The sequence below is a fragment of the Streptomyces sp. NBRC 110611 genome, assembly GCF_001590865.1.
GTDB lineage: Bacteria > Actinomycetota > Actinomycetes > Streptomycetales > Streptomycetaceae > Streptomyces.
Genome location: NZ_BBUY01000001.1, coordinates 1 through 3481, shown reverse-complemented (window position 1 = coordinate 3481; position 3481 = coordinate 1). Strand labels below are relative to the sequence as shown.

4 protein-coding genes are annotated in these 3481 nt (G+C 72.5%); 1 reads left to right on the top strand and 3 read right to left on the bottom strand.

The genetic code is table 11. The annotated features are described in order from the left end of the window. A partial coding sequence (locus AZE13_RS00020; RefSeq protein ID WP_066925104.1) for a TraM recognition domain-containing protein occupies positions 1 to 1129 on the top strand: 1129 nt, incomplete at its 5' end. A gap of 36 nt (positions 1130 to 1165) precedes the next feature. Here AZE13_RS00020 and AZE13_RS00015 read toward each other — a convergent pair. The 3 genes from AZE13_RS00015 to AZE13_RS00005 are packed head-to-tail and all read right to left on the bottom strand — an operon-like array spanning position 1166 to position 3401. Next, on the bottom strand, positions 1166 to 1870 hold the full coding sequence (locus AZE13_RS00015; protein ID WP_066925101.1) for a TetR/AcrR family transcriptional regulator: 705 nt from the start codon (positions 1868 to 1870) through the stop codon (positions 1166 to 1168). Beyond that, positions 1867 to 2928 (bottom strand): saccharopine dehydrogenase, encoded by a 1062-nt coding sequence (locus AZE13_RS00010; RefSeq protein WP_066925098.1) that lies wholly within the window; start codon positions 2926 to 2928, stop codon positions 1867 to 1869. Before AZE13_RS00010 ends, AZE13_RS00015 begins: the two co-directional genes overlap by 4 nt. A gap of 50 nt (positions 2929 to 2978) precedes the next feature. Then, on the bottom strand, positions 2979 to 3401 hold the full coding sequence (locus AZE13_RS00005; protein WP_066925095.1) for a hypothetical protein: 423 nt from the start codon (positions 3399 to 3401) through the stop codon (positions 2979 to 2981). Between the last annotated feature and the right edge of the window lie 80 nt (positions 3402 to 3481).

Here is a 3481-nt window from a genome sequence, read left to right as displayed (position 1 = left end):
CCCCGCCACTCCCACCGCCCCCACCACACCACCCGCGCCCTCCGCCCCGGCCTCACCACCTGCTCCAGCGGCCCCGCCCGCCGCGTCCCCGCTCTCCCCTCTCTCCCCCGAACCCGCCACGCCCACCGGCCCGGTCCCGGAACAGCGGACCACCTCCCCGGCCGGCCGCCGCCCACTCTCCGAACTCCCCCTCCCCCGCGTCCAGTTCGCCACCGCCGACCCCGATCCCTCCGCCCCCCGGGCCGCGGCCGCCGCCACCGCGGCCGCCGCCCCGGGCCCCCTGATCGTCGCCACCACGGACCCGGCCCTCTGGGCCGAGACCAAGGACGCCCGGGCCAAGCTCGGCCCGCTGCTGACCTACGACCCGACCCACCGGCTCGACACCCCCGCCCGGCTCCGCTGGTCGCCGACCTCCGGGTGCGAGGACGTGGCCACCGCCGCCGCCCGCGCCGCCGCGCTACTGGCCCCGGTACGGCCGTCCGGCGCGCCCGACTCGGCGGTCGCGGACGCCGCCCAGACCCTGCTGCGCTGCTGGCTGCACGCCGCCGCGGTGGACGGCCGGCCGTTCCGCCAGCTGCACCGCTGGGCGCACACCACGGGCGGCGCCCAGGAACCGGTACGCATCCTGCGCACCAGCACCAAGGCCTCGGCCGGCCAGGCCGGCGAGCTGGAGTCCGTGCTGACCGCGTACGCCGAACGCAGTGAGCTGGCGAAGGAGTTGGCGGGCCGTGCGCTGACCGCCCTCGCCTCCCTTCACATCCGGGATGCCTGCACTCCACTTCGTGCGGATTCGCTCATCCTCGAATCATTTATCGACGAGGGGGGAACGCTCTATGCGGTAGGCGAACCCATCGAGGATCCGCGTACCGACCCGGGTGCGATGCCCCTGCTCACCGCACTCCTCTCAAGCGTGGTCGAGCACGGCCGCCGCATGGCCGAACGGTCATCCGCCGGCCGGCTCGACCCACCACTCACCCTCGTCCTGGACGACATCGCGGCGCTCGCCCCGCTGCCCGCGCTCCCCGACCTCCTCCAAACGGGCCGCACCCGTGGCCTGTTGACGCTCGCCACCATGCGCTCCCAGGAACAGGCCCGGGCCCGCTGGCCACACCACTCACTACCGGTCTGACCCAGCCCCGCCCTCAGTCGCCCCCCACCCTCACCTTCAACCCTCACCCCGGAGCAACCGCACAGCGAACAGCCCGAGTTGCGCGTCCATCGCGGCCGAGCGGCTGCCGGCGATCCCGGACCGCAGCAGCGCCGCCCCCTCGACCAGCGCGACGAACGTCTCGGCCCTGGCCCGGCAGAGGTCACCCGGCCAGTCCGGCCTCCCCTGCCGCACAAACGCCTCCACGTGCGCGACGTACTTCTGGTAGAACTCCCGGACCACAGCGGCGATCTCGTCGTCCCGCGCCGCCAGCGCCCACACCTCGGCATAGAGCCGTACGAGCCGGGGGTCGTCCTGCTCCGCGAGGACCACCGCCACCACCTCGCCCGGGTCCGCCACCACCTCACCCGGGTCCGCGTCCCGGTCCGCCGCCGGACCAGCCGGAGCGGCCCGGCCCGGCGCCTCGTCACGCCCCGTCCGCAGCCCGGTCGTCTCCGCCAGCCGCTCCAACGACCGGTCCAGCGCCCGCTCCAGCACCGCCTTGATCAGGTCGGCCCGGGTGGGGAAGTAGTGCTGCAGATGCCCGACCCGCACCCCGGCCTCGGCGGCGATGGCCCGCAGCGAGGCGTCCGCTCCCTTGGCCACCAGCACGGTCTCGGCGGCATCGAGCAGACTCGTCCGCCGGATGCCGCCCTGCCGAGTCAGCGTCGACGCCTTCCCGGCCCCCGGCTCCTTCCCCGTCTTTCCCGCCTTCTCCGTCACGACAGCTCGACCTCCACGCCCGCCTTCTCCAGCTCGGAGACGACGCTCCGCGGCACCGGAGTCATCTCGGGAAAGACCACCCCGCGCGGTGCCGCGGCTCCGTCCTCACCCAGCACCCGCCGCAGCCCCAACAGCCCGCCCAGTGCGGTCAGATGAGCCTGCCCGGCGGGGTCGGTGAGCGTCGCCGTACGCCGCTGGCCCGCCTTCCCCCGGACATCGATCCGCAGCAGAGCGCTGCCGCCCTCGCCGGGCGAAGAGAGCATCGACCGACGGACCGACTCGAAGCGGTCCCCGCGCCCCCACCGGAAGAAACCTGTCCGCTTGAGCGCCAGCAGCATGGACGTCGACGAGTGGGCGCTGAACCCGATCCGGGTGAGGGCCGTGTCCACCCCGAGCACCAAGGGCAGGGTGAACTGCTCCGGGGTGTCGATCCGCGCGACCTTCGTCCGGTGTCCGCCGATCGTGACCACCCCGGTCCCGGTCAACGGCATGATCGTCCGCCGCCTGCCGCCCTCGGTCACCTCGTAGTCCAGCCCCAGCCGGTCCATGAACTCCACCGAGTCGGCACCCGCCCGGTCCTTGAGGTCGTACCGGATCGCGATCTCCACCCCGGCCGCTCCACCGATCTCGGCCGACAGCCCCGCGGCGACCAGTGCGCTCACTCCGCCCATCCAGCTGGACGACAGCAGCACCGGCGCCGTCGGGGGTGCCACCGCCGCCACCGCGGTGGCACGCTGCAGCCGCGCCGTCCACCGCATGACGTCCACGTACGGGACGCCGTCCCGGATCGCCGCCAACAACACCCGGTCATCAGGGTCGTTGACGGTGCTGATCAACGCCCGCACCCTGGCCGAAAAGGGCTCCGGATCACTCAGATCCCAGCGCCGCACCTCCGCACCGACCTCGCCGGCGAGCGCCTTGCCCCGCTCCGGCCTGCGCCCAGTGAGCAGCAAGGGCCAGGCAGAAGCCGCCAACCGGGACAGCTCCCCGCCGACCGTTCCATAGCCGCCCACCACAAGGACCGGTCCCGTCACATCAAGCCGGATGTCATCGCCCACACGAACGAGACTAGGTCACGCGACCTAGAAAAACCACCACAACAACGTGATCACCGGCTCGGACGGGCACTGCCGACAGTGCCCGAGCTGGCAGTCGACGGCGGTACCTCGACGACGAAAAACAGGAAGGCGGGTTTGGTCGAAAGGTCATGGAAGCCGTCGGGGAACAGCTCACGGGCGGCCGGGTCGGGCTGCGGCTCGCTGATGACGGAGAGACGGAAGCCGGCGGTGACGACGGCACCGCGGTCGCGCAGTGCAGCGGACAGCGGGCCGGAGCCGCAGCCGGCATCCAGGATCCGGCGACCGGCCACGTCACCGGCAAGGGCTAACATCGCGGGCCGCGCGTAGTACGCAGTCACGATGTTGTTCTCGGATTCCGCCGAGTACGCCTCGGCGAAGCTGTCGTAGTCATTCACCCGGACCGAATCCGCAGGCTGAGCGGGACTCTCGGGCACGTCGAATACGGGTTCCATCGCGGCAGCCTAGTGGGGACACGGCCCGCCGGACAGACCCCAAAACACAAAGAAGCCCTGCAACGCAAAGAAGCCTTGTT

Bases quoted from the DNA above. Each gene is read 5' to 3' on its own strand.
- AZE13_RS00005 (WP_066925095.1), bottom strand. From the start codon at position 3,401: ATGGAACCCGTATTCGACGTGCCCGAGAGTCCCGCTCAGCCTGCGGAT.